Below are 24147 nucleotides of genomic sequence, written 5' to 3' on the forward strand. Positions count from 1 at the left end.
CCCGCTCTAGAAGATTACCTTACTTCCTTATATATGTATTCGGTAGCAATGTCCTTATCGCATATTTCTTACGCGAAGAGAAAATCGAAAATATTTGAAGTGAACACCATAAACAACAAGATACTTACAGCCACTCCATAAAAACCGTAAAACCAAACACAATCTTCTTTCGTATCTAAACCGAAAAATTTATTTACCGATTGTAATAATGTGCCACGCTTGCTTTGTTTGTTTCGTAATACTTCCACTCGCTCTACAACATCTGCTGGCATCATAAATCTTTGGTCTACTGTCATTTTCATCATTTATCTCTCCTTAAAATCATTTCCGTTTTGTTTATCTAAGGAGAGTATAGCACGTTTGTTCGTATAGAACAAGCGTTCTTTTTATTTTTATTTTATTTTATTTTTCAGCAAGCCAAGTAAAAATCGAGATTACAACGGCAATAATCGGCCCTACTACAACCACACCAAATACCAAAAACAGTAGCCCTTCCCCGAACATCCGAACGGTACTTATTTTTCGAGCTTTCATCGTTCTTGCAAGTTCTCCCTCTAACCTCTTAACCTTCTCTTCTAATTGTTCTACTCGTTCCAGCATTTCATTCTCCATATACAACACCTCATTTAATACTTCAACAAAAAAACGTGATTCCCTCGAAAGGAAATCACGTTTTCTCAAGATATAATATTTTATACCCAACCTCTGAAGCGGCTTGCTTCAGCCATTTTACGAACACCAACCATGTACGCCGCTAAGCGCATGTTCACTTTACGAACTTGTGCTGTTTCATAAATAGAATCAAATGATCTTACCATTACTTTTTCTAAACGTTGTTCTACTTCTTCTTCAGTCCAGTAGTAACCTTGGTTGTTTTGTACCCACTCAAAGTAAGATACTGTTACACCACCAGCACTTGCTAACACGTCTGGAACAAGCAAAATTCCGCGATCTGTTAAAATTTTAGTCGCTTCTAATGTTGTTGGACCATTTGCAGCTTCAACAACGATTTTTGCTTTAATATCATTAGCATTTTCTTCTGTAATTTGGTTCTCAATTGCAGCTGGTACTAAAATATCGCAATCAAGTTCTAACAATTCTTTGTTTGAAATTGTATTGTTAAATAGCTTTGTTACTGTACCGAAGCTATCACGACGGTCTAATAAATAATCAATATCTAATCCGTTTGGATCATGTAACGCGCCGTAAGCATCTGAGATTGCAATAACTTTCGCACCTGCATCATGCATAAATTTAGCTAAGAAGCTACCAGCATTACCGAATCCTTGAACAACAACGCGTGCACCCTTAATATCAATGCCACGTTTTTTAGCAGCTTCGCGAATACAAATTGTTACACCTTTCGCTGTTGCTGTTTCACGTCCATGTGATCCACCTAATACAAGCGGTTTACCTGTAATAAATCCTGGTGAATTAAATTCATCAATACGGCTATACTCATCCATCATCCACGCCATAATTTGAGAGTTTGTGAATACATCTGGAGCTGGAATATCTTTCGTCGGACCTACGATTTGGCTAATTGCTCGTACATAACCGCGGCTTAATCTTTCTAACTCACGGAATGACATTTCACGTGGATCACAGATAATTCCACCCTTACCTCCACCATATGGTAAATCAACAATACCACATTTTAAACTCATCCAGATTGAAAGTGCTTTCACTTCATTTTCTGTTACATTCGGATGGAAGCGAATTCCACCTTTCGTTGGACCAACAGCATCATTATGTTGCGCACGATATCCTGTAAATATTTTAACAGTCCCGTCATCCATACGAACTGGTATTTTCACTGTCATCATACGAATTGGTTCTTTTAATAATTCATATACTTCGTTTGGATAACCCAATTTTTCTAACGCTTCACTAATAACAATTTGTGTTGAATTCAATAGTTCAAAATGTTGTTCCCTTTGTTGTTGTGTTTTTGTTTGAGTTCCCTTTTCGGCTACCATAGTAAGTAAACCCCCTGTAATTTCACTTGTTTAGTAAACCTTCATTGCCTAGTATACACCCTTAAATTTGGAATGCAATAGAAAACGCTAACAAATATATACAAACTATTTTCTGTTGCAAGCGTTTTCACTATTATTATAGTCCTTTTATTACTTTTAGAAAAGTAAAATACTTAAATATTTAAATATTTTTTATTCTCATCAACCACACTCCCATAAAACTGCATATTTTATTTTCAAAAAGTATGTTCGAGTATTTACAATCCTCCCTTCCCTTCTCCAAATAAAAACAAAACCTCAGCTATGTTGTATTAGCTGAGGTTTTGTTTTTTCACAAAGTAATTGTGTATTTGTTCTATCGCGTTAACATCCATTAATTCTTTACCGTACTCCATGATGCGATAAATGGTTGCTGTAGACGGATTACCGTATTCCGCTAAAATAGCTATAAAATCCGCCTTTAACAATTGAATTTGTTCCTCTTCTTCCACCCAAAGATAGAAGCGCTCATCCCACGTATATAGCTTTCCGCCAGTTACACCAAGGTTATATAAGCGATTCGACAGGTTAATTACGTCATCTAGCGTAGCAAACTCATATAATATATGCTCACTTTCATCTAGAGTCACTTGCATTTCAATAAACTCGTCACGGAACTCATCATCTGTATCCATTTCTTGATTTTCTTTCGTTACAATTACAACCATCCCTTGTGCTTGTAGAGAAAACACTTCAACTGCAATCGGACCATCTGCTTCAAACCCTAATTCCTTATTTGCTTCTTGCATCATATCACGAAATAATTGCTGTACTTTCGGTGCATTTCTCCATAAATCTTCTTTCGTTAATCCTCGTTCAGATAAATCATCAAATGTTAGAAAAATTTTTATCTTATTGTAATTTAATCGTTCCAGCCTCATCTCATACCCTCCCTACGTAACCAATGCATCTAATTTTTATTATATGAAATAGAAAATAGATGGTTCTTTTCGAACAACTATTCCGACATTTTTAACCATCCATCCCATTCTTCTTTCGTATCACCAATTAAGATTGTTTCAATGTCCAACTGGTTTAGAACGCCTAGCTTTCCGATAAATCCAACAGAAAGAGATTCCCTTTTTTCTTGTAATACATTTATAAAGTTCATCGTCTTTTTCATTTCTTGTTCGTCAGCAAAAGATATAAATACATATTTCGGCTGTATTTCCTCTACCGCTGATAACATACCATCTTCAGCTAAGCTTGTCCTAATATATATCGCCTCATATCCTTTTAAGCGTAAATAAGTTGAAAAAATAAATCCTTTCAATGCATCCTTTTCTAACACAATAACTTTGTGTAAAGAGGAAAACATTGAGGCATTGTGATACACCATCCCTAGACGCGTTTGTAAAAATGATAGTGCATATTGAAATTGCACCATTGAAATCTCATTATTATTTTTTGACGTTAATAATTTGTCTGTCACTCGAAGAACGATACTGGCAACAACCTTTTCTGTTGAATATATACTAAAAGCTTCGTTTAATAATGCAGCAATTGTAATTTCATCAAATTTTAACAAAGCTTGTAGCAAATCGTCCACTAAAACAACTTCTTTATCGAAATGTATCTCTTTTTGAACTGTACTCTGCAAACGATTCTCTTCTAATAACTGAACTGCTTGTCCAATCATCATACCGGAAGAAACTTTTTCCATTAACCATTTTAAAATTTGAATATGCTCTTCTGTATATAAGCGATGCCCAGCTTGATTCCGCTTTGGGGCAATAATTTGATATCGTCTTTCCCATGCACGAAGCGTACTCGGCTGAACTCCAATTATATTCGAAACGGCTTTTATATTATATTTCCCACTAAGAGTTGGCATCATTTCCCTCCGCACAATGTAATGATATGTGTTTGAGCAGGTGCTCGGAAACGAAGTGGTATCAATGTTGTTCCATACCCATTACTAACAAAGAGAATCGTATTCAAATGGTTATATACGCCACCTTTTAAATATTTTTTAGATGGGAATAATCGGATTTGTCCTCCATGCGTATGTCCACTTAACACAAGTGAAATCTGTTCATTTCCAGACATTTTTTTTATTATATCAGGGTTGTGACTAACTAGGATACGAAAACCATCTTCTTTACAATCCGCCAATGCCAAATCTAGACGATCACGGTGCAATCCAACATCATCTATACCAAGCAAACAAATTTTCTCTCCTAATTCAGACTCAAATACCACTCTTGTATTATCTAAAACTTTTACGTTATTTTCTAATAATAACGCATCTAATTCATGATATTCTATCTCATAATCATTGTTTCCCCACACAAAATATACAGGACCTATCTCTCTTAACTTTTGAATATTCGCAGAGATTTTTGATAAAGAGACACCTTGCTCTGCTAAATCTCCTCCGATAATTACGAGATCTACTTTTCCTTTTACTTGTTCAATTAACAAATTCGAAATGACCCTTCTATGAATATCAGAAATAAAAAACACATTTACTTTTTGAAAACTTTTCGGAAATTCTTTAAATACTAAAGTATGTTCCAACACCGTATTACGCATCGCTTCTTTATACATCACAAAAAGTAATAAAATCCCCATGCCTATGAGAGTACTGAATAATATAATCCATATCATATTTTTGACTCCCTCCTCATAAAGATAATCCTAGGCTTTTATAACAAACTGTGATCGCTTAACTCGCTAGCTTTCTTGCTTTGTGGACTTATCTTTTATCGGAATTTTTAATTCTTGACCTGCACTCACTTCATCTTCTTGCAAGTTATTATACTTTTTAATTACTTCAATTCCATTTCCATCTGAAAAATATTGCTTCGCTATACTTTCTAAAGTTTCTCCCTCTTTCACAGTATGCGTTATTACTTTTTCAGAATGTTTCTGCGACTCAGATTTAGCTGAATCAAAGAAGATTACTTCAAACGCACTTTTTCCAGCATTATTACTATCACCCTTCACCTGAATATATTTATCCGTGTACCACAAAATACTAATCGGCAGCAGAATGAATAGAAATGTTAAAACCCGGACGAAAATGTGATTTATTTTAAACTTTTGTTTTTTCTCTTTATTTCTATGAATTTCACTACGCGGCGGTAAACTTTCTTTTTCTTCCACTCGCTCAACTTCTAATTCCTCTTCAAAATCAGGAATTCGTTTCCTCATGTTGTTCACCACCACCTTCCATTTATTTTCTTAATTGGAGTCCCATTATAAAATCAACAAGAAAGTGTGCAAAGATTGTTATAAACAAATTTCCTGTCCATTCAAATACATAACCAAAGACAAAACTAATGAAACAGACGAAACAAAACAAAAATGGCTTTGTTATATAACGAATATGTAACACTGCAAATACGAAGCTCGCAATTACAATTCCAAAATGAGTCTGTACTACACCTCTAAATAAAAATTCTTCTGCAAAACCAATCAAGAACGTAATAACGAGTAAGTGTAGAACGGACATTCCTCGAAACATCTTATCGTTAATACCACCATCATCAAACCAAGACTCCGGAAACACTCGCATTGCAACATAATCTAATAACACAATACCAATCGCTAACAAACCACCTATAATAAGTATAGATACTGGTTCCCATTTCCATAAATTAAAGACTTCTTTTACATCTTGAAATAATATATATGCCAGTAAACAGCCAATACCGATAATAATTAACTGTGTTATATATAGATTCAGCCTTATTTCCTGCGGACTCATATCTTCAACATTATGCCTTTGAATGTTCATCATTCCTCCATCTTTTCTAGGCCGAAAAGCTTTTGTAACTCTGTTTCCCAATTATAGTCGAAATCCGATTGTTGCGCTCGTCTTTTTTTATAATCTTCTTTGGTAATACCGCAATAATCGCAGCAATTCATTAACTCTTGCTCTTTCCTATAACCGAACTGTTGCAGCACATATTCACGTCTACACCCTTTAACTTGTATCCATGACTTCATATTTTCTAGCTCACTATATTTATTACGCAACCTTATTTCTACTTCAGCTATTAATCGGTTCATGATTTCATCTGACAAACCTTCTAATAATAATCTTCGTTGTTGTATAATTCCAACCTGTTCGAGATGATAACGAACGAAACGCCAATATTGCTCATTAAATCTTGCTGCATTATAACAAATTTCTTCTACATCTTCTATTGGTAATTCTTTCGTTTGAAACATTCTTTCTTGTAGTAAAGAAAATAAAAATTGTATTTGTGACTTACTTGGCAATTCATCCTCAATGATTGAAATTGGTAAATCATGATCCAACGGACTACATAATAAAATAGCTATACTCGGTTCGCCATCTCTTCCAGCTCTTCCGATTTCTTGTAAGTAAGAAGCTATATTAGTTGGATAATGAAAATGAATAATATATCGCGTATTCGCCTTATTTACCCCCATACCAAATGCACTTGTGCATATTACAAGTTGCAATTGATTGTTCATAAACTGCTGTTGAATTAACATACGCTCTTCATGTTCCATACCACCATGATAAAAAGCTACACCAGTAACACCTTTCCCTCTCAAGTATTCCGTTAATCTTTCTGTCCACGCTCTACTTGAGCAATAAACAATCCCCGGCCCTTGTAAATACATCACCTGCTCTAAAAGCGCCTCTTTCTTTTCTTCTATCGTCTCTACAAATTGCACATCCATTGCAATATTAGGACGATCAATAGAGTATACATGTTCCGCGGCACCCTTTAAATTTAAACTATCTGCGATATCCTGCAGTACCCCTTTTGTCGCTGTGGCTGTCAATGCTAATACTGTAGGAGAACCAATATTTTCAATAACTACATTTAGTTTTTTATAGTCCGGTCTAAAATCATAACCCCATTGAGAAATACAATGAGCCTCATCAACAACAAATAATGAAATATGAATTTTCTTCAATTCCCTAATTAATAACTCCGACTGCAACATCTCTGGTGAAACAAAAATAAATTTATATGAAGATAATTTTTTCATCGCTTCTCTTTTTTCATTTAATGTCCGAAAACTATTAAATGCTATCACTCGGTCTTTCACAACATACTTTAATTGTGTCACTTGATCTTCCATTAAAGATAATAACGGTGATACAACAAGCACGGTTCCTTCTCGCATAAGCCCCGGAAACTGATAGCACATAGATTTCCCTCTTCCAGTCGGAAGCATTGCTATCACATCTTTTCCTTCTAATAAATCTGTAATTACTCCTTTTTGACCTGGACGAAATTCAGAATATCCAAACCACTTATATAAATATTCTTCAAGTTTCATTTACACCCTCCATCCGCGCTAATACAAGACGAACTTCAAAATAAGAGATATCTTCTCCAACCGCTTGTTTCAAAACACGTAACTTCCGCGTTTGCAATGCTTCAATTACTTTTATTACTTTGTCTATCTTTTCTTTTTCCATAAACATTTCAATAGAAAAATCTTTTTCTCGCAAAGCAATTTCAACAAAATGATCTTCTATCGTTGCAACCTTTAAATTCCGAATCGTCGCTATTTCTTCTAAAGAACGTCCTTGTCTCCAAAAATTATATGTTTTTTTCGTGGATAAACTAAATAATTCAGCTCTCTCATTTGGATAAGATATAATTTCAGCTAATAGTGGAAATTCATTTTCTTTATCACGAACTTCTTGTATAAAGAAATGTATTGTACCCCAAAATAAAAAATACACCCTGAATATATCTTGTTTCGTAATTTCTGCTAATTGTTGCAATGTACAACCAATGCGTTCATAACCTGTTAATCGATATGTTACAATCGTCGCTTCTATCGCATTACTCTTTTCTAAAAGATTATGTACTTCCGTCCATAGTTTTCTCGCCAACTCACTTCTCTTATATGGCCTTCCTGTTAGAAAACGTTTCACCCACATCATTATTTCTGTATCTTGCTGAATTGGAATAAACCTCGTATTATTCTGTTGTAAATTTGATATGGTTTGAATAATTAATGATAATCTTTTCCAAAATGTTTCACCTAATTCACCATAATGTAAACCATGCAAATGCGCCGGAAAAGCATAAACTTCCTCCCATTTATGTAACTGCATTTTACCCGTAGGTGTTAACACATATGTATTTTCATGTATTTCTTGAATAAAATCCGCTTGCAACAACTTTGCAACTTCACCATCATAGTCATTTCTATTTAATGATTTATATATTCCGAACAAAAAAGAAATTCGGAACATATTTCCATCTTGTAAAGTTTGCGAAGAACGTTTGCCCTTTAGTAAATAATAAATAGAAGAAACGGTTCTTTCACCATTCAATTGTTTTAAACAATGCAACAAAGTATATTGTATTTGCATGACCGCTTCCACCTTCCAATCTTAACTTCATTCTTTTCAGTACAATTACACTATCTACTGTCGCTCATTAAACTTATCATATAAGAACTATATACTTGTATATATTCTATTGTATCAAACGAAATCATATTTACGTATTTTGAAAATCTTATGACATAATTCAAAAATAAGTTGACACTCTAATTGATAAGCATTATCATTATAATTTTATGTTGAAAAGTTTTACAAACCGTTTTACAATAAGGTTATAATTTTTATGGCGAGCTTTTCACATACATATTATCAGGAGGGAAAAAAGATGGCAAAATATACAATCGTTGATAAAGATACTTGTATTGCATGTGGTGCTTGTGGCGCTGCTGCACCAGACATTTATGACTATGATGATGAAGGTATTGCATTTGTAACATTAGATGATAACCAAGGTATCGTTGAAATTCCAGATGTATTAATTGAAGATATGATGGATGCATTCGAAGGCTGTCCAACTGACTCAATTAAAGTTGCTGACGAATCATTCGACGGAGACGCTTTAAAATTCGAATAGTCTTTTATTAACTTCAAAAAATGCCCCTCATATTGATGAGGGGCATTTTTTGTATCTAAACTTTATTTTCCTTAATAAAAAACCATTAGTAGTTTCACACTACTAATGGTTTTAGTATATATTATGCATTTTTCATTTTTGCAAACACCCATACTTTCAGGCGTGAGAATAATGCTACAAATACAATTGTTACAACAATCCCTTTAATTAAATTAAATGGTAAGATCGCCGTTACAACCGTTGTTCTTATAGCTTCGCTAGACATAGCCGGTGAATTTAAAAACCAAGTGTAAGCCGGGAATATGATGATGTAGTTTAATACACTCATAATAAGTGCCATTGTAATTGTCCCTAGCATTAATCCTGTAGTTAAACTCTTCACAGTACGATACTTTCTAAATAAGAAAGCTGCTGGTCCAATAAATAAACATCCTGCAATAAAGTTTGCAATTTCTCCAACTGGTACTCCCGTTAAACTTCCTTGAATCCCGTAATGTAAAATGTTCTTTATCGCCTCTACAATGACTCCTGCTACTGGTCCAAAGATAATTGCTGCAATTAGAGCTGGTACATCACTAAAATCAATTTTCAAAAATGGCGGAAGCCCTGGGAACGGGAAATCCAACATCATTAGTAAATATGCAATACTACTTAGCATCGCTACACTCACCATCTGCACTACACTGTTTTTTTGTTTCATCTTTCTCTCTCCTTTTCCATCGATCATCTCATGGAAAGTGGAAAGGTTCTGCTATGCCTATTTTTCATAGAACGAAAAAACCCTTTGTGTTTTACACAAAGGGAGAATTTAAGGCACATCAAACAGACGTTCAAATCCATATCTTTTTTGAACGCTTGAACCTCCATCTTCTCCCATCCAGACTATACTGTCGGCTTTGGAATCACACCAAATCCTGCCTTAACGGCTCGCGGGCTTAGAACAAAATCATAAATAGTTCATCACCGCCGGTCGGGATTTTCACCCTGCCCCGAAGATAGACCGATATTCTATTTTCCCCTTCATTATACAACAACCTCATAGCATTGTGAACTAAAAAATTGTAACTTATTTAAAATTAGTTATTTATTTTTCGTAAAAACAAATAAATTGCGAGATATTTTACAATACAATCCATATTTTTTATTATTCGGCATTTCTCTTTTGAATTACCTAGTCATATATAATTAAAAGTGATAAGATATTGAATTGTTAAGATAAGAACATTTTCTGAGTTATGGAGGAAATGTCATGAAAAAAGACAAGAGACATTCTATTCGAGAAGCAATGAAAAAAAACTTAAGAAAAGAATACTTTTACTTAAAAAAAGAATTACTTTTCGACTGCCCAATTGATTTAGGCACATTCTCAAACGAGACATACTATGCTACTTTCGATGAAGATGGCATCAGTATTTATCAGTATGATAAAAAAACAGAAAGTAAATTAAAATTGTGTGAGCGTCATCCGTGGAAGAGTTGGAATAAAGTGAAGATTGATCACTATTTGACAACTTCTCAATTTATTTTTCAGGGTGAGCGAAATTGGATCTTATCTCTTTTTCAAAAAGGAAAAGAAGCTCAAAAAATTATTGAAGAGCATACATCTTTACAAACAGAAGTTGTTTCCCGCTCTTTCTTAAAAAAACTTCCTGGTTTTCGTTCTAATACACCACTGAATAAATACATCGGTAGTATTTGTTACACTGCACTTATTGCATTTTTATTAAAATGGATGATTCCATTTCAAGCACCACAAATCGCCCTGTATTCTATTTCGATTGGTTGTATGCTTCTTGGCCTACTTTGTTTGACAATCGGTTTAATTGAACCGACTATCGTACTGTTTCGAACAAAAGAGAAAACAAGAACAAAAGTTTTTTACTTATATAGCTATTTAGCTATTTCTGGATTTATATGTGTCTTTATTTTTTGGTAAAAGAAGCCGTCCCAAAATAAATTTTGGGACGGTTTTCTTTTAGATATAGATGCTCTGATTCACTCAATAGTTCTAGCAAAAGCGCCCATATAATTTCATTTACATTGAATCTTATTTAAGAAGAACATAAATTTGTTCAAAGTTTAATTTTTGAGGCGTTTCCTTTACTTAACATATAATTGTTGATTAGGATAAATTAGCTCTTGCTGCAATCCATTTTTTTCTTTAATTTCCTTAAGTGTCATACTAAATTTCCGTGCAATACTAACTAAAGTATCTCCTTTTTGTACGACATATAATGACGAAGAAACAACTTCATTTCTTTGTTCACTTAAAACAAGCAATGGGTTCATCGCATTCTTTTTCGCCATCGTCCATCTTCCTTGATGAAGTTCTAGATGTAAGTGCGCACCTCGCGATTCTCCCGTGTTCCCTACTTCTCCAATTTTTTCTCCTTTGGAAATATAATCTCCTTGATTCACATATCTCTTATTTAAATGTGCATATACAGCCTCATATTCTCCGTGTTTAATAAATACAACATTTCCATAACTACTTGAATAATAAGACCTCGTTACCTTACCATCTTGGATAGCTGCCACAGGCGTTCCAATCGGCGCAGCTACATCAATACCATAGTGTTTTCCATGCCTTGTCCCAAAATAATCACTTATCTGACCTTCAACAGGCCATGTCCATCGATTTTCTTCTGCATAAACATGTAATTGAGATACAAACAGTATACTCAATAACATGACACCGCATTTTAAAACTTTCATATACATCCTCCGTTTTCTAATTACCACCATACCTTCTCTATTTTGGTATATTACAGAAAAAAGTATACAAAAAAAGAAAGTGAATTACTCCACTTCCTTCTCTTTTTTATCACGAAAAACTAATGCACTACGGTTATACTCCACATCTTTCACTTGTAATCGCGCATTTATTACTCGAGCTATCGCAAACAAATAATCAGATAATCTATTTACATACTTTAATACAACTTCATTTATTTTCACTTCTTTTTGCAATGATACTATAGAGCGTTCTGCTCTCCTTACAACAGTACGTGAAATATGAATAGTAGCCGCCGCCTCGCTACCACCTGGCAAAATAAAGCGTTCTAGTGGCGGGGCTTCTTCTATATATAAATCAATCTTTCTTTCTAAACTTTCAACCATCTCAATTGTCACTTTATAAGGAATTTTTTGTTCCACTATTGCCAAGTCTCCTCCACAATCAAATAGTTCATGTTGAATATTTTCGAGCTCATTGTAAATATCTATAAAAGCCCCACCTTGAAGCTTAGTCATTGCATATCCAATATGAGAATTTGCCTCGTCTATTGTTCCATACGCTTCCACACGGATATCATCTTTATCAACCCTGCCACCTATTACACTTGTCGTTCCTTTATCTCCTGTTTTTGTATATAATTTCATTTCTTCACAGCACCTCTCTTGTTATTTTTAATTCGACCAAGATAGAAAAAAGTTCTACCATTCTTTATTTAATTGAGTTTACAAAAAAATAAAAAACAGCAGAACTTTATTCATTATCAACTTTAAAAACGTATATCTAAATTATACGATTCGGTAAATATACAGAGAATGTAGTTCCTTCTCCAACAACACTTGATACAGAAATTTTACCATCATGGCCTTGAACAATATTTTTCGCAATCGCAAGCCCGAGTCCTGTTCCACCCTTTTTCCCACGTGTTCTTGCTTTATCAGCTTTATAGAAACGATCAAATAAAAATGGAATATCTTCTTCTGGAATGCCTGCACCCGAATCTTGTACTTCAAAAATAAGACCATTATTTTTCGTATCAATTACAAGCGTTACATGTCCGCCTGCGTTCGTATGACGTATTGCGTTATCAATTAAATTCGTCAATACTTGTTCCATACGATCTGCATCAAACGGGTATTGTTCAATTGGATCTTTGAAATCAACCGTTAACGCGACCTCTTTATCCTTTGCAATCCCTTGGAATTTACGACCAATTTTTTCAACAAACGGATGTATATCCACTTCACCAATATGTAACTCTACATGACCGCTTTCCATACGAGCTAGATCTAACAATTCATTTACAAGTTTACCTAAACGAACAGATTCATCATAAATAATTTGAACAAACTCATCAATTTCCTCTTTCGTTTGCACAATATCATCTAAAATCGCTTCACTATACCCTTGCAACATTACCATCGGTGTACGAAGTTCATGCGATACATTCGCAATAAAGTCTTGACGCATCTTTTCAAGACGACGTTCTTCCGTCATATCTCGCAGTACTGCTACAGCTCCACGAATTTTCGTTTGATTGTAAAGCGGCGTCATAAGAACTACATAGTTTCCTTTTTGTAAATTAATTTCAACAACTTGTTGTTGTTCGCTTTCTACAACGAGATGGAATAATTCCACAAGTTCAGAAGGTAGTTTTTTACTGAGCTCTATCTCTTTTTCTTCTTGCCAAACTTGTAAGAAATGTTCGGCCGGCGGATTAATAACTACGACTTCCCCTTCTTGATTTAACGTAATAACCCCATCTGCCATACTACTCAAAATACTTGCTAACTGCTCTTTTTCTTGTTGCAAGGCGTTCATATTAAACTTCAACTGTTTTCCCATTTGATTTAAGGCTGTTGCAAGCTCACCAATCTCATCCTGAGATACCATAGGAGCCTTTGCATCAAACTTCCCACGTGACACTTCAAAAGCAACCTCACGCATTTTACGAAGCGGCGCTGTGATCCGAGTAGATAAGAAGAACGCAAAGAAAGTTGTTAATATAATCGCAATTCCAGCCGATAAGAAAATAAAATCAGTCGTTCTTTCCATACCTTGTATCGGTACTTGTAAAGATTCATATACGAACACTGCACTTTGATTTTTTGATTGCATTGGTTTTCCGACGATCATAATATCATTTTCGGTGTTTTTATTCTTCCTACTATTAGACGCTTTTCTAACTTTATTTTTAATTTCTTTTTTGTCTGTAAACACAGCCGCTAATTCTTTATCTTCTTTTAAGTCATCCATTGTAAGAGTGACTAACCCTTCTTGTTTCGGTGAAGAAGAGATTTCCTTACCGTCTTCTACAATAATAATCCTTGAAAGTGGATCAGAGAATTTGTACGCGATATTCTCAATCGTTTTTACATCGGCACCTTCTTCAATTAACTCTGAAACACTTGTTGCAACTTTTTGAAGTCTAGCTTCACTCATTTCGACATAATACGTTCTAAAAAACTGTGAAAGTAAAATCGCAACAAATCCAAGAACAAACGAAACGAGAAGTAATATGGTCATCCATAACTTCCCTACTACACTTCTCCAAAGCATCAGTCGTTCACAACCTCAAACTTGTAACCTACACCCCAAACAGTAACGATCATTTTCGCAGCATCTGGTGATTTTTTGCTTAACTTCTCACGTAAACGTTTTACATGTGTATCGACTGTACGTAAATCTCCAAAGAATTCATATTGCCATACTTCTTTTAACAGCTGCTCACGATCGAATACTTTATCAGGAGCTTTCGCTAAAAATAATAGTAACTCATATTCTTTCGGCGTTAAGTTTACTTCATTACCATCTGCAGTAACACGGTGTGCATCGTTATCAATTGTTAAGTGCGGGAATACAGTAACATCTTTTGTCGTTGTATCTTGTGTAAAGAATGTTGTTGGTACAGCACGACGTAATACCGCTTTCACACGTAGTACGACCTCACGTGGACTAAATGGCTTTACAATATAATCATCTGTTCCAACTTCAAATCCTTGTACTCTATTTACTTCTTCACCTTTTGCTGTCAGCATAATAATTGGTGTCGCTTTCTTCTCACGAACCCCTTTACATACTTCAATGCCATCTTTACCAGGCATCATAAGATCTAATAAGATTAAATCGTAATCATTTTGCAACGCCATTTCTAAAGCTGTATCACCATTATCTGCTTCTTCAATCGTATATTGTTCTCTTTCTAAGTACATTTTCAATAAACGACGAATACGATCCTCATCATCTACAATTAAAATTCTTGATTCATTTTCCATCTCTACCCGCTGCGCACTCTCACCTCAGCGGTTCACACCTACCCTTCTTTAACTATTATGTTGCGCTATTCTTGTTTATTTAAGCAATCTTCTAAATGTTTCACTTCCCATATTATGCTTCACAAGAATAATAAATTTTGTTCAATTTTTTTCCAAAACTATGTATTTTTTTTGAACAGTATATAATGTCCTCGACATCATTTTACAAAATCAACCGCTACTTTGTCATGTTTTTCTCAAAAAAGAAGAAAAGTTGACAAAAATAAAATAGGAAAGTGACATGCACTCCCCTATTTTATTTCTCTATGCATATGAATGTAAACCGGCAATAATTAAGTTTACTACAATAAAGTTAAACATAATGATTGCAAAACCAATTACTGCAAGCCAAGCTGATTTCTCTCCATGCCACCCTTTAGATAATCGTAAATGTAGTACCGCAGCATAAAAGAGCCACGTTATAAGTGCCCAAACCTCTTTCGGATCCCAGCCCCAAAAGCGCGTCCACGCTATTTGAGCCCAAATCATCGCAAAAATTAACGCTCCTAATGTGAACACTGGGAATCCAATTGCAATAGATCGATATCCGATTTCATCTAGTAGATCACTATTCGTATTCTTTACTAACGGCTGAAGTGCCGCCGATACTCGCTTCCGTAAAACAAGTCTTAATACAATATACAGTAATGTTCCAACTAACACTGACCAAATAACAGTATTTAATTTTTTCGCATTTACAATTGCTGGAACTTCAACTGCCGGTTCTAATTTATTTTCTGTCAGTAACTTCCCTTCATGCGGTCCAACTAAAGCCGGAAGATTGTACTTCATTTCCGCTTGCTGTTCATTTTTGTCAATCCATTGAAACTTCGCTTCATATTTCATACTAGAAAATACCGTTGTTACCCCAATAAATCCAACTGTACAAACAAGTGTAAATACTACCGTCTCTAGCCAAAATGTACGTTTACTTCTCGTCGATTGATCTACATTTTTCAATAAATACATAACGCCTGTAATAAAACTAATCGCTAAAATGGCTTGTCCTGCTGCTGCAGTCGTCACGTGAATATGTAACCAATTACTTTTTAAAGATGGAATAAGCGGAGATATTTCCCTCGGAAACATACTTGCATAGGCAATTAATAAAAGCGCAACTGGTAATGCAAATAGTCCGATTATGCTTACACGGTACATAAAATACATAACAATAAATGCTCCTACAAGCATCATGCCGAAAAATGTACCGAATTCAAAAAAGTTACTAACTGGCGCATGCCCTGATGCAATCCACCTTGTAACAAAATATACTGTTTGTGCTATAAACCCTAAAATTGTAATCGTTATTCCTACATTTGCCCATTTATGACCCTTTTCTTTAATGGCTCCCCCAAAAAATAGAGTCGCAATTAAATATAAAATAAATGCGGTAAAGAGAAAGTTACTACTTATTTGCACCATATCGTTTCCCCACCTTAACTAATTTTTTTATCAATTACTTTATCATTTGGCTGTGGAATTGCTGTACCTTCTATTACTCTTTCAATATCTTTCTTTAAACCGAACCAATTTTTATTTGTATGCCCTGCAATCCACCATTCATCATTAACACGTTGTATCCAAATACGGCGATGATTCCAATACATACCTTGAATGACACCAACCATAAATATAAATCCTCCAATGCCGAGAATCCAAAGCGTTAAATCTTTTCTTACAGTAAGTGCTGTTGCATTTTGCATTTCAACACCTGCAAACGACATTTTATATTTGTTGTTTCCATCTGGTTCTATATTTTGCTGAATACCAACAAAACTCACTTCACCATCTGGTGTTTCAGGTGTAAACATTTTAAATACAAATGCAGGATTGTTTGGTAATTTCGTTTTTGTATTTGGTTTTCCATTCTCATCAAAATAAAAATCAGGAAAATAGCTTAATAGTTCTAGAGAATAACCATTTCCTAAATCATATTTTTCCTTAGGATTCGTTAAATCTACTTTAATTGGTCCCCACTTTTGATTATTTTCTTTATTTTGCAAGTTAAAGGACATACTTTTAAATTCACTTTCTTTATAAGAAACTTGATACACTGCAAATTGATCAAATTTCAGTGGTTCATTCACTCGAATTTCCGCTTCTTTTACTTTTTCTAATTTCGGTTTTTGTCCTGCTATATTTTCTCCTACCGCTTTATATAATACGGCATTCGTTTGGAAGTTTTTCGCAATCATTTTATCGCCTACACGATCAATCGCTTCATCAAAAACTTCCTTGTCCTTACTTTTATCATAAACTTCTTTTATAAATTTCTCGTTTTTTAAGTAGTATTGTCCATCCGTCCCTGGTATTTCTTTCGTTTCACCGTCACGTAACCAAAGTGCTTCGTCTACGTACATACTCGGTAAAAAACGAAGCATCGCACCGAATAAAAAGATAATAAGACCGATATGATTTACATATGGACCCCAACGCGAGAAGCGTCCCTTTTCTGCTAAAACGTTTCCGTCTTCCACTTTCACGTTATAGTTTCTTTTCTTTAAATTCTCTTGCACTCTTTCCAGGTCACCTTCTTGCGGTGTACCAGTCCCATATAATCTCTGTCTCTTTAAAAAACTAGGATGTCTTTTTACGCCTTGCTTTTTTAAAGCTTTATAAAGTGGAATAACGCGGTCTAAACTACATATCACAAGTGAAATACCGATAGAAGCAATCAAAATCATATACCACCATGAACCGTATAAATTATTAAACCCTAATTGATAGTATAATTGTCCTAAAAATCCGTATTCTTGTTTATAATATTCAGCTGGTGCAATACCTGGAGTTATGTACATTTCTTGCGGAAAAATAGTTCCTATCGCTGATGCAGCTAAAGTTATTACGATTAGCCATACACCTACTTTTACAGAAGAGAAAAAGCTCCAAATTTTATCGACTATCGTTTTTGTCTGCGTGAGAGATCTCCGTGCACTCCCCTCATAGCGCATATCCAATAGTTTTGCATTTTCATTGCTTTCAAATGGTTTCCCGCAAGCTTCACAAAAAACGGTTCCTATCGGATTAACATGTCCACATTCACATTTAATTTCTTTCAACACTCTCACCGCCCCTGTATCTATATGTACTATTGTATATTCTAACCTCAAGTTACCGCAATACTCAGAATTTTTAAACCAGAGGCACTATAAACACGCACCCCTTATGTAAAGGCTTTCTTTATTACGGAGTAATTTTCTTTAAATACCCTTCTAACTGTTCTTTCGTTTGTTCCCCTATAATTTGCTCCACTACTTTTCCATCTTTATCAATCAAAAAGCTTGTCGGTAAAGGACCTACTCCATATGTTCCTATAATCTTTTGTCCTTTATCAATGGCAACTGGGAATTTCAAACCATATTGGTTCACAAAGTTCTTTACTGCAATATCCGTTTCATCTGCATCTAACGCTATGATTTCAACGCCTTTTTCTTTATACTTTGGATATAATTCATTCATATAAGGCATTTCTTTTTCACAAGGTTTACACCACGTGCCCCAAAAGTTTAAAAATACACCTTTTCCCTTTAAATCTTTTAGTTCAATTTTCTTTCCTTCTAAATCCGTCACAATAAAGTTAGGTGCTTCTTTTCCGATTTGCATTTTCTCTTTATTAGCAAAGAATCCTTGATAAAGGGTAAATCCTACAGCACCACATAAAATGAGTAGAATAATAACGCGAAATAATAAGCGATTTTTCTTCATATTACCTCTCCTCTCCTCGGCAAGTGTTATGTATTATCTTCTGTAAATGTTGTATTGAATAAATCACCAGCAGAGCACTCCACTGGTGAATTTTTAACTCTATAGCTTATCTTGGCTTTGTAGAAGCAAGCGCGCGTAATTGTTTCACCTCATGTGGTGTCAATTCTCTCGCATCACCAGGTCGCAGGCTTCCTACTTCTAAGAAAGCATAACGTTCACGTTTTAATTTCACTACTTTACAGTCTAACGCTTCAAACATACGACGTACTTGACGATTACGTCCTTCATGAATTGTTAATTGTACAATAGCCATCTCTTTACGCTTGTCCCAAGAAATAATTTTCACACGTGCTGGTGCTGTTTTACCGTCTTCTAACGTAACACCGCGTTCTAACATGCGAATTTTCTCACCTGTTAATGGCCCTTTTATTTTTGCAACATATGTTTTTTCAACTTTATATCTAGGATGCATTAATACGTTTGCGAAGTCCCCATCGTTTGTCATTAATAATACGCCAGACGTATCATAATCTAAGCGTCCGATTGGGAATAAACGTTGTGTAATTTCCGGGAAAAAGTCCGTTACAACACTTCTTCCTTTATCGTCTGATACACTTGAAATTACGCCAGTTGGTTTATATAGTAAAAAATAAACAGGTTCTTCTTTTTCAAGAGGGATATTATTTACTTCTACTTTATCTTGAGGAGTTACTTTTGTCCCTAACTCTTTCACTATTTTTCCATTAACTTTCACTTTTCCTTGCTGAATTAATTCCTCAGCCTTTCTTCTCGATGCAATACCTGCTTGCGCAATCACTTTTTGTAATCGTTCCATTTCTTTTTTTCACCTCGAATTTATCTTACCTTACATTAGAAAGACTTGGCAACCGCATACGCTTTACGGCTATTCGCTTCATCTTACTTAAACAACATAGCGATGATAATAAACATATAAAGGTCAAATCATGTTTTTACCCTTTATTATTGTCCATATTTTTCATATTTCTCACAATAAAAGTTCATCATTTTGTCAAAAATACCACATAAAAAAACCACTATTAAGCTACACCTTAATAGTGGTCGTATACGTATTATAAGCGAAATAGCGTAAAAAATGAATAGTATTACTGAAACAATAAAGAAACGAACACAATTGAGCATATAATCCCGATTAAATCTGCAAAAAGCCCTACTTTTAGTGCATCCCCCATTTTTCTAATCCCAACCGCTCCAAAATATACAGTTAAAATATAGAAAGTCGTATCTGTGCTCCCTTGCATCGTAGAAGCCAATCTCCCAATAAACGAATCTGGCCCATATGTTGCAATTAAATCGGTCGTAATACTTAAACCAGCAGATCCTGAAATAGGGCGTATAAGTGCTAAGGGTACAATTTCTGCTGGAACATGGATCAAATCTAACATTGGCTTCATTACCGATATCATTGCATCTAACGCACCTGAAGACCGGAATATAGAAATAGACACAAGCATTCCAACCATAAACGGTAAGATGGAAATTGCAATTTGAATCCCTTCTTTTCCTCCCTCAACGAACGATTCATACGTCGGCACTTTCTTTATTGTGCCATATAAAAGGATAAAACCAATTACACAAGGGATTACCCATAAGGAAATTGTATTTACAATGCTCATTTTTTCCGCCCCTTTCTACTCCTTCTTCGGTAAAAATAGCGGTCAATCCAAATTGCCCCAATCATAGAAAGTACTTGTGCAATAAATGTTACCCCAACAATTTCAGTAGGATTCGCTGATTCATACGTCATTCGAATGGAAATGACTGTCGTAGGAATTAATGTAATAGCTGATGTATTTAATGCTAGAAACGTCACCATAGAACGGCTCGCCGAATCCTTTCCTCCATTTAACTCTTTCAGTTGTTCCATCGCTTTAATACCAAGAGGGGTCGCTGCATTACCTAGACCAAAAAAGTTTGCCATCATATTTGATAGAATAAATCCCATAGACGGATGATCCTTTGGTATTTCTGGAAACAACCTTTTTACTATCGGCATAAAAAGTGTAACTAATTTTTTTAACAATCCGGCTTCCTCTGCAATTTTCATTAAACCGAGCCAAAATACTAAAACACTAATAAGTCCTATACAAATCGTTACCGCATCTTTTGCTCCGTCAAATACAGCTTTATTCACTTCTTCCATCGTTCCATTTATCATGGCGTATACAATCCCAATGACAGCCATCGCTACCCATACGAGATTAACCATCGTTCCCAACACCTATCATGTAAGAAAAAATTTCTTTCACATTATTCCAGTAAAGTCCCGTTGTAGCTACTAACTTTCGTTTACTATAAAATAAATTCCGTTCTCCAACTTTTTCATTACCAACATAAATGTCTGTCTTCCCAACCTTTACTCCATCCGTAAGTTTTGTACTTTTATCGAGTTCAACTTTTAATACTACGTTCTTTTTTTCTTCTTCAGTTAACGGTACCGAAAAACTATTTTTCGTATAAACATGGTTGGCATACTTCTTTTCATTTATTTCAGCAATTGCTCCTTGTCCTAAAACTTTCGTTTGTTTGAAACGGTCAAAACCTTTATCAAACAAATTCATATGATCATCCCAATCACTAGAGGCACTCAAAGTTACGACAATTAAATCTAGTCCACCTTTTGATGCCGTTGTAACAAGCGTTCGCCCAGCTTTCTTCGTAAAGCCTGTTTTTCCCCCTGTTGCAAATTCATAATAAGACGTTACCAGCTTATGTTTATTTTTCCATGGGTAATCCCAAGAATCTGATTTATATGTTTTGGTTCCAAAGATTTTCTTAAATGTCTCGTTTCCCATTGCATATTTCGTTAATAATGCCATATCGTAAGCCGACGAATAATGTGATCCATCTCCATCTAAGCCATGAGGGTTTGAGAAGTGCGTATCTTTCATTCCAATTTCTTTCGCTTTTTGATTCATTAAATATACGAATCCATCTATACTCCCACCCACACTTTCAGCAATTACTTGCGCTGCGTCATTACCAGATCTAAGCATGAGTCCGTATACTAAATCTTCTAACTTCACTTTTTGTCCAGGCTTTAAATAGATTGCCGATCCTTCCACCCTCACCGCTTCATTACTAACTGATACCATTTCTTTCATCTTCCCTGATTCAGCAGCTAATAAGGCGGTCATAATTTTTGTTATACTAGCAATTTTTTGAGGCTCATGTTCTGCCTTTCCGTATAATACACGACCAGACTGTTGCTCCATTAATACAGCATTTCGAGCACTAACATTGCTGTTCATCTTTGCATATGTAGGAATCGGCATAACGCTTGCATACATCATAAGAAGCGTAATGATTACACAAATTCGTCTCATATTTCCCCCCACGTCCTTTTGGCACTTTTTGTACAAGTGTATGCTTGGCCTTTTAAAATATGAACGAAATCTTCCTTCTACTTCCATTAAAAAAGACGCAGAGAATTTGCGTCTAATATGGTGTCCATTCAATTTGTTTCGCAGTTTCAAACCTTTTTTCTACATCAGGCCAATTTACAACATTCCACCAGTTTTTAATATATTCATCTTTTCGATTTTGGTATTGTAAATAATACGCATGTTCCCAGACATCTAGTACAAGGAGCGGTATCGTATCCCATTGTGTAAATAATTGATGAAGTGTACTTTGCAAAATTTCTAACCTTCCAGACCGGGGTACCCAAACGAGAATTGCCCAGCCTGAACCTTCTACTTTAGAGGCTGCTTCTGTAAAATGTTTTTGGAAACGTAAAAAGCTCCCAAAATCTTGTTCAATTTGTTGTGAAAAAGTTCCTCTTGGACTTCCACCACCGTCTTTTTTCATGTTATTCCAAAATATCGTGTGTAAGTAATGACCTGACCCATGAAAAGCCGCTTCCCTTTCCCAATGCTTAATTAAATCAAATTTATTTGTTTTTCTCGCTTCTTCCATCATCTTCTCTGCTTTATTTAATCCTTCCACGTAACTCCGATGATGTTTATCATGATGTAACATCATAATTTCTTTAGAAATATACGGTTCTAACGCATTATATGGATAAGGTAATGGCGGGAGTGTATGTCCTCCAATTGGGACAGCTCGTTCACTATCCCCTCTTTCATATAATTCATATTCCTCTTCTTCTTGCATAAATACTTCCTGCAAGTGATGCTGAATATGTTCTACATCATCGCTTATTTCATACATAAACTCTGCATCTGTTTCATACTCATGCTCTTTCATACGCTCTAATAACGTCTGAATTTTATAAGCAAGCATATGGACATCATACACTTCCATTGCGCGACTATCTAATACGTGAAGAACACTTTCACACCAATTTTCTACTTCATGAAAGTAATCTGTAAATACACCTTGCTGATTCATGTTGCACCTCCCTAATGCTATCCACTTAACTATATTCAATGAAAATCCCTTATATAACTGTACAAAAGGAAAAGAAGCTAAGTCACCTTAGCTTCTTTTCCTCAATCAATATTTGTGTAACATCTTTGTCTGATAATCCGTCTCATAATATTCTAGTTCTTCACGCATCAATTGAAATTTACCTTCTAAACTCTTCATCACTTGCTCTAAAGATGCAGGTGGTGTTTGTTGAAAAACGATAGAATTTTTCCCTGTATATGCAGACCGACTATTTTCATACCAATGATCACTCTTCGGTGAAAAAAACTCTGCAATTACTTGATGGTAAATCTTATATAAAATTTTTTCAGCTGCTGTTTTTCGAAATGGCTGGCTATTCAACAAAACAAAACATGCATCCTGTCCTTCTTCGCAAAAAACGAGAAGTCGTCTCATTGATGCTAATAACCCTTTATAATATCGCTCATTCCCTGCTGGTGTTTCCTCTAATAAAGAAGGTAACGTATGATAATTTACATAATTGGTTATCAAATTAATAGCATCTTCTAAAAATATAGAAACTTGTTCTGTTTGATTTTCAACCATCAAATTAGACATTTTTTCTCTCTCCTTTGCCATTTCACGCTATTTCTACTCTTTTATTTTTATGTAATTCAGCCAATATTTCTTGTACTTTCGACACCGTTCCCTCATCAAAATATTGTTGAAATTCTTCCATATTATTTAAATACAAACGTTTTTGCGCACGAAGCTCCTTATCTTTCATTAAACAACATATCGCTACAATATCGCGCAAATATATGTTTTGTTCTTCTACTTTATACACTGGATTTCCTTCAAAAGGAGTAATTTCTTGTAAAACTTCTTCAAAATATCGAACGTATAAAACCGAAAAAGTTTTCTCTTTACCATTTAATATATATGTCACTTCAGATCTGTTAAAAAAATCCTCTGATGTATTAGGTTTCTCTTTTTCTAACTCATATCCTACGTAACCTTTTATAATCATATACTCCCCCCTCACCCTTCTTTCACCTTATTCTAACTTAATTTTCTGATAAACGAAATATTCTTTTAAATATACCTATATAAAAAATAGCTCCCCTATACAGGAA

27 protein-coding genes and 1 riboswitch are annotated in these 24147 nt (G+C 34.9%); of the genes, 2 read left to right on the forward strand and 25 right to left on the reverse strand.

Annotation, left to right across the window (positions count from 1 at the left end; genetic code table 11):
* Positions 1 to 68: 68 nt before the first annotated feature.
* From DN404_RS08700 to DN404_RS08745, 10 genes are all read right to left on the reverse strand, one after another.
* Positions 69 to 305 (reverse strand): DUF3961 domain-containing protein, encoded by a 237-nt coding sequence (locus tag DN404_RS08700; RefSeq protein ID WP_001983018.1) that lies wholly within the window; start codon positions 303 to 305, stop codon positions 69 to 71.
* Positions 306 to 402: 97 nt separating this feature from the next.
* The gene (locus DN404_RS08705; RefSeq protein ID WP_000426763.1) at positions 403 to 612 is read right to left on the reverse strand and encodes a hypothetical protein; all 210 of its coding nucleotides are present in this window, start codon (positions 610 to 612) and stop codon (positions 403 to 405) included.
* Between the two features lie 80 nt (positions 613 to 692).
* Positions 693 to 1979: an NAD-specific glutamate dehydrogenase gene (gudB, locus tag DN404_RS08710; RefSeq protein WP_000225173.1), complete on the reverse strand. Its 1287-nt coding sequence runs from the start codon at positions 1977 to 1979 to the stop codon at positions 693 to 695.
* Positions 1980 to 2290: 311 nt separating this feature from the next.
* Complete coding sequence (locus DN404_RS08715; protein ID WP_001235402.1) at positions 2291 to 2899, reverse strand: genetic competence negative regulator; 609 nt, start codon at positions 2897 to 2899, stop codon at positions 2291 to 2293.
* A 77-nt stretch (positions 2900 to 2976) separates the two neighbouring features.
* Complete coding sequence (locus DN404_RS08720; protein WP_025709291.1) at positions 2977 to 3852, reverse strand: MerR family transcriptional regulator; 876 nt, start codon at positions 3850 to 3852, stop codon at positions 2977 to 2979.
* Positions 3852 to 4628, reverse strand: coding sequence for a metallophosphoesterase (locus tag DN404_RS08725; RefSeq protein WP_025709293.1), 777 nt, complete (start codon positions 4626 to 4628; stop codon positions 3852 to 3854). Before DN404_RS08725 ends, DN404_RS08720 begins: the two co-directional genes overlap by 1 nt.
* 66 nt (positions 4629 to 4694) lie before the next feature.
* Positions 4695 to 5174 (reverse strand): LysM peptidoglycan-binding domain-containing protein, encoded by a 480-nt coding sequence (locus DN404_RS08730; RefSeq protein WP_001231553.1) that lies wholly within the window; start codon positions 5172 to 5174, stop codon positions 4695 to 4697.
* A 22-nt stretch (positions 5175 to 5196) separates the two neighbouring features.
* Positions 5197 to 5760 carry a CPBP family intramembrane glutamic endopeptidase gene (locus DN404_RS08735; protein WP_001025780.1) on the reverse strand — a complete coding sequence of 188 codons (564 nt, stop codon included), beginning with the start codon at positions 5758 to 5760 and terminating at the stop codon, positions 5197 to 5199.
* On the reverse strand, positions 5760 to 7289 hold the full coding sequence (recQ, locus tag DN404_RS08740; protein ID WP_000762962.1) for an ATP-dependent DNA helicase RecQ: 1530 nt from the start codon (positions 7287 to 7289) through the stop codon (positions 5760 to 5762). The genes DN404_RS08735 and recQ overlap by 1 nt, the downstream gene beginning before the upstream one ends.
* The gene (locus DN404_RS08745; protein ID WP_001167004.1) at positions 7279 to 8340 is read right to left on the reverse strand and encodes a YpbB family protein; all 1062 of its coding nucleotides are present in this window, start codon (positions 8338 to 8340) and stop codon (positions 7279 to 7281) included. The genes recQ and DN404_RS08745 overlap by 11 nt, the downstream gene beginning before the upstream one ends.
* 298 nt (positions 8341 to 8638) lie before the next feature.
* On the opposite strand from DN404_RS08745, the gene DN404_RS08750 reads away from it, so the two are divergent.
* Complete coding sequence (locus DN404_RS08750; RefSeq protein ID WP_001151993.1) at positions 8639 to 8887, forward strand: ferredoxin; 249 nt, start codon at positions 8639 to 8641, stop codon at positions 8885 to 8887.
* A gap of 121 nt (positions 8888 to 9008) precedes the next feature.
* On the opposite strand, the gene DN404_RS08755 is transcribed toward DN404_RS08750, so the two are convergent.
* Positions 9009 to 9587 (reverse strand): ECF transporter S component, encoded by a 579-nt coding sequence (locus DN404_RS08755; RefSeq protein WP_000810856.1) that lies wholly within the window; start codon positions 9585 to 9587, stop codon positions 9009 to 9011.
* 161 nt (positions 9588 to 9748) lie between these two features.
* A riboswitch (FMN riboswitch) is annotated at positions 9749 to 9888 on the reverse strand.
* A 248-nt stretch (positions 9889 to 10136) separates the two neighbouring features.
* On the opposite strand from DN404_RS08755, the gene DN404_RS08760 reads away from it, so the two are divergent.
* Positions 10137 to 10823: a hypothetical protein gene (locus tag DN404_RS08760; protein ID WP_149214976.1), complete on the forward strand. Its 687-nt coding sequence runs from the start codon at positions 10137 to 10139 to the stop codon at positions 10821 to 10823.
* A gap of 164 nt (positions 10824 to 10987) precedes the next feature.
* On the opposite strand, the gene DN404_RS08765 is transcribed toward DN404_RS08760, so the two are convergent.
* The 14 genes from DN404_RS08765 to DN404_RS08830 all read right to left on the reverse strand — a co-directional run bounded on the left by DN404_RS08765 (position 10988) and on the right by DN404_RS08830 (position 24041).
* Positions 10988 to 11602: a peptidoglycan DD-metalloendopeptidase family protein gene (locus DN404_RS08765; RefSeq protein ID WP_000866119.1), complete on the reverse strand. Its 615-nt coding sequence runs from the start codon at positions 11600 to 11602 to the stop codon at positions 10988 to 10990.
* Positions 11603 to 11686: 84 nt separating this feature from the next.
* Positions 11687 to 12268, reverse strand: a complete 582-nt coding sequence (locus DN404_RS08770) for a cob(I)yrinic acid a,c-diamide adenosyltransferase (RefSeq protein ID WP_149214977.1) — start codon at positions 12266 to 12268, stop codon at positions 11687 to 11689.
* Positions 12269 to 12404: 136 nt separating this feature from the next.
* Positions 12405 to 14180, reverse strand: a complete 1776-nt coding sequence (gene resE, locus DN404_RS08775) for a sensor histidine kinase ResE (protein ID WP_074618958.1) — start codon at positions 14178 to 14180, stop codon at positions 12405 to 12407.
* Entirely contained in the window at positions 14180 to 14896 is a 717-nt protein-coding gene (gene resD, locus DN404_RS08780; RefSeq protein WP_000426861.1) for a DNA-binding response regulator ResD, read from the reverse strand. The genes resE and resD overlap by 1 nt, the downstream gene beginning before the upstream one ends.
* A gap of 303 nt (positions 14897 to 15199) precedes the next feature.
* The gene (resC, locus tag DN404_RS08785; protein ID WP_000250079.1) at positions 15200 to 16357 is read right to left on the reverse strand and encodes a cytochrome c biogenesis protein ResC; all 1158 of its coding nucleotides are present in this window, start codon (positions 16355 to 16357) and stop codon (positions 15200 to 15202) included.
* Between the two features lie 14 nt (positions 16358 to 16371).
* Positions 16372 to 17997: a cytochrome c biogenesis protein ResB gene (resB, locus tag DN404_RS08790; protein WP_000910523.1), complete on the reverse strand. Its 1626-nt coding sequence runs from the start codon at positions 17995 to 17997 to the stop codon at positions 16372 to 16374.
* Positions 17998 to 18118: 121 nt separating this feature from the next.
* A complete protein-coding gene (gene resA / locus DN404_RS08795) occupies positions 18119 to 18640 on the reverse strand; it encodes a thiol-disulfide oxidoreductase ResA (RefSeq protein ID WP_000742192.1) in 522 nt (173 codons plus the stop codon).
* A 106-nt stretch (positions 18641 to 18746) separates the two neighbouring features.
* Positions 18747 to 19475: a 23S rRNA pseudouridine(2605) synthase RluB gene (rluB, locus tag DN404_RS08800; RefSeq protein WP_000440556.1), complete on the reverse strand. Its 729-nt coding sequence runs from the start codon at positions 19473 to 19475 to the stop codon at positions 18747 to 18749.
* A 289-nt stretch (positions 19476 to 19764) separates the two neighbouring features.
* Entirely contained in the window at positions 19765 to 20295 is a 531-nt protein-coding gene (gene spmB, locus DN404_RS08805; protein ID WP_000029514.1) for a spore maturation protein SpmB, read from the reverse strand.
* A complete protein-coding gene (gene spmA / locus DN404_RS08810) occupies positions 20292 to 20888 on the reverse strand; it encodes a spore maturation protein SpmA (RefSeq protein ID WP_000247811.1) in 597 nt (198 codons plus the stop codon). Before spmA ends, spmB begins: the two co-directional genes overlap by 4 nt.
* Positions 20881 to 22005, reverse strand: a complete 1125-nt coding sequence (dacB, locus tag DN404_RS08815; protein ID WP_001252638.1) for a D-alanyl-D-alanine carboxypeptidase DacB — start codon at positions 22003 to 22005, stop codon at positions 20881 to 20883. The genes spmA and dacB overlap by 8 nt, the downstream gene beginning before the upstream one ends.
* Before the next feature lie 112 nt (positions 22006 to 22117).
* The gene (locus DN404_RS08820) at positions 22118 to 23032 is read right to left on the reverse strand and encodes a superoxide dismutase (RefSeq protein ID WP_001075741.1); all 915 of its coding nucleotides are present in this window, start codon (positions 23030 to 23032) and stop codon (positions 22118 to 22120) included.
* A 105-nt stretch (positions 23033 to 23137) separates the two neighbouring features.
* A complete protein-coding gene (locus DN404_RS08825; RefSeq protein ID WP_000067557.1) occupies positions 23138 to 23629 on the reverse strand; it encodes a YpuI family protein in 492 nt (163 codons plus the stop codon).
* Positions 23630 to 23651: 22 nt separating this feature from the next.
* Entirely contained in the window at positions 23652 to 24041 is a 390-nt protein-coding gene (locus DN404_RS08830) for a hypothetical protein (RefSeq protein ID WP_000584367.1), read from the reverse strand.
* Between the last annotated feature and the right edge of the window lie 106 nt (positions 24042 to 24147).

Source organism: Bacillus sp. TE8-1 (assembly GCF_008368855.1).
Taxonomy (GTDB): domain Bacteria; phylum Bacillota; class Bacilli; order Bacillales; family Bacillaceae_G; genus Bacillus_A; species Bacillus_A cereus.

Coding starts and splice junctions, on each gene's coding strand:
- DN404_RS08765 (WP_000866119.1), bottom strand. CDS start 11,602: ATGAAAGTTTTAAAATGCGGTGTCATGTTATTGAGTATACTGTTTGTA.
- rluB (WP_000440556.1), bottom strand. CDS start 19,475: ATGGAACGATTACAAAAAGTGATTGCGCAAGCAGGTATTGCATCGAGA.
- spmA (WP_000247811.1), bottom strand. CDS start 20,888: ATGGTTAATCTCGTATGGGTAGCGATGGCTGTCATTGGGATTGTATAC.
- gudB (WP_000225173.1), bottom strand. CDS start 1,979: ATGGTAGCCGAAAAGGGAACTCAAACAAAAACACAACAACAAAGGGAA.
- DN404_RS08750 (WP_001151993.1), top strand. CDS start 8,639: ATGGCAAAATATACAATCGTTGATAAAGATACTTGTATTGCATGTGGT.
- DN404_RS08820 (WP_001075741.1), bottom strand. CDS start 23,032: ATGAATCAGCAAGGTGTATTTACAGATTACTTTCATGAAGTAGAAAAT.
- resD (WP_000426861.1), bottom strand. CDS start 14,896: ATGGAAAATGAATCAAGAATTTTAATTGTAGATGATGAGGATCGTATT.
- DN404_RS08720 (WP_025709291.1), bottom strand. CDS start 3,852: ATGCCAACTCTTAGTGGGAAATATAATATAAAAGCCGTTTCGAATATA.
- resE (WP_074618958.1), bottom strand. CDS start 14,180: ATGCTTTGGAGAAGTGTAGTAGGGAAGTTATGGATGACCATATTACTT.
- DN404_RS08735 (WP_001025780.1), bottom strand. CDS start 5,760: ATGAACATTCAAAGGCATAATGTTGAAGATATGAGTCCGCAGGAAATA.
- DN404_RS08705 (WP_000426763.1), bottom strand. CDS start 612: ATGGAGAATGAAATGCTGGAACGAGTAGAACAATTAGAAGAGAAGGTT.
- DN404_RS08715 (WP_001235402.1), bottom strand. CDS start 2,899: ATGAGGCTGGAACGATTAAATTACAATAAGATAAAAATTTTTCTAACA.
- resA (WP_000742192.1), bottom strand. CDS start 18,640: ATGAAGAAAAATCGCTTATTATTTCGCGTTATTATTCTACTCATTTTA.
- DN404_RS08825 (WP_000067557.1), bottom strand. CDS start 23,629: ATGTCTAATTTGATGGTTGAAAATCAAACAGAACAAGTTTCTATATTT.
- DN404_RS08830 (WP_000584367.1), bottom strand. CDS start 24,041: ATGATTATAAAAGGTTACGTAGGATATGAGTTAGAAAAAGAGAAACCT.
- DN404_RS08700 (WP_001983018.1), bottom strand. CDS start 305: ATGATGAAAATGACAGTAGACCAAAGATTTATGATGCCAGCAGATGTT.
- DN404_RS08760 (WP_149214976.1), top strand. CDS start 10,137: ATGAAAAAAGACAAGAGACATTCTATTCGAGAAGCAATGAAAAAAAAC.
- recQ (WP_000762962.1), bottom strand. CDS start 7,289: ATGAAACTTGAAGAATATTTATATAAGTGGTTTGGATATTCTGAATTT.
- spmB (WP_000029514.1), bottom strand. CDS start 20,295: ATGAGCATTGTAAATACAATTTCCTTATGGGTAATCCCTTGTGTAATT.
- DN404_RS08755 (WP_000810856.1), bottom strand. CDS start 9,587: ATGAAACAAAAAAACAGTGTAGTGCAGATGGTGAGTGTAGCGATGCTA.
- DN404_RS08730 (WP_001231553.1), bottom strand. CDS start 5,174: ATGAGGAAACGAATTCCTGATTTTGAAGAGGAATTAGAAGTTGAGCGA.
- DN404_RS08725 (WP_025709293.1), bottom strand. CDS start 4,628: ATGATATGGATTATATTATTCAGTACTCTCATAGGCATGGGGATTTTA.
- resC (WP_000250079.1), bottom strand. CDS start 16,357: ATGGTGCAAATAAGTAGTAACTTTCTCTTTACCGCATTTATTTTATAT.
- DN404_RS08745 (WP_001167004.1), bottom strand. CDS start 8,340: ATGCAAATACAATATACTTTGTTGCATTGTTTAAAACAATTGAATGGT.
- dacB (WP_001252638.1), bottom strand. CDS start 22,005: ATGAGACGAATTTGTGTAATCATTACGCTTCTTATGATGTATGCAAGC.
- DN404_RS08770 (WP_149214977.1), bottom strand. CDS start 12,268: ATGAAATTATATACAAAAACAGGAGATAAAGGAACGACAAGTGTAATA.